The organism is Mycolicibacter sinensis (genome assembly GCF_001667945.1).
GTDB classification, from domain to species: Bacteria; Actinomycetota; Actinomycetes; order Mycobacteriales; family Mycobacteriaceae; genus Mycobacterium; species Mycobacterium sinense_B.
In genome coordinates this window covers 1-1,160 of record NZ_LZJK01000125.1, presented here as the reverse complement: position 1 = coordinate 1,160, position 1,160 = coordinate 1, and the positions used below count along the sequence as shown (strand labels likewise).

The window sequence follows — 1,160 nt, the reverse complement described above, 5'->3', positions numbered from 1 at the left end:
GAGCGGCGCAGTTCGTCGGTGCGCATCACGGCGTCGGCCCTCCCCGCTTCGACCGCCAATTCCTCCTGGCGTACCAGTCCCGCGGCCTGCCGCGCCACCACCGACAGCACCCGGCGGTCCCGGGAGGCCAACTGGCGGCCGGCCATCAACATCCAAAACTCGTTGTCGCCGACATCGATCGCGGTGTCGGCGAGAGCCACCGACATGCAGGGGTTCTCGCCGACCGAAGCGACGACCTCGGGCTGTTCGGGGGCCGCGGCTCCGCTCGGCACCCGTACCAGGCTCACCGAGCGTTGCGTGTAGGTCTCGCGCACCCGTTCCAGCAGGCTGTCCAGATCCGCTCCGCGCAGCACCGATCCGGCGAACAGTGTCATCAACTCGGCTTCCCGCGAGGCGCGGCCGGCCTCGCGGGATCGTTTGGCCGTGCTGTCGACCAGTGCCGCCACCGCGACCGCCACCAGCAGCAGCACCACCTCGGTCACCGCGGCGTCGTGTTCGGCGATGGCGAAATCGCCGCGCGGCGCGAGCAGGAAATAGTTGAGCAGCACACCCGACAGCAATGCCGACAGCACGGCCGGCGCGATACCGCCGAGCAGTGCCACCACCAGCACCCCGACCACGAACAGGGCGCTTTGCCCGCTGTTGAGGTAGTGATCCAGCCAGCCGACCACGATCGCGCAGACCAGGCACGGGACGGCGATCGCGGCCAGCCAGGACGCCGCGCGCCGCTCCCGCGGGGAGATCGACACCGCCCGGAAGTTCGGCTTGGTGTCCTCGTCGGTGACGATGTGCACGTCGATATCGCCGGATTGCTGCACCACCGCCGCACCGACGCCCTCGTCGAGGATGCGGGCCCAGCGCGAACGCCGCGAGCTGCCGATCACCAGTTGGGTGGCGTTGACGTCACGGGCGAAGTCGAGCAACGCGGCTGGCACGTCATCGCCGATCACGGTGTGCAGGGACGCGCCCAGGCTGACCGCCAGTTGGCGGATCTGGCCCACGCGCGGCGCCGGCGCAACGGAATCGCCGTCGCGCAGCACGTGCAGCACCAGCAGTTCGCCGCCGGCCTTGGATGCGATCCGGGAGGCCCGCCGCACCAGTGTCTCGGACTCCGGGCCTCCGGTGACGGCCGCCACGATGCGTTCGCGCGCCTCCCAGGT

1 protein-coding gene is annotated in these 1,160 nt (G+C 70.6%); it reads right to left on the bottom strand.

The genetic code is table 11. From position 1 onward, the window contains the following. Positions 1-1,160: DUF4118 domain-containing protein (locus A5694_RS25325; protein WP_131809609.1), on the bottom strand; the 1,160-nt coding region annotated here is incomplete at both ends.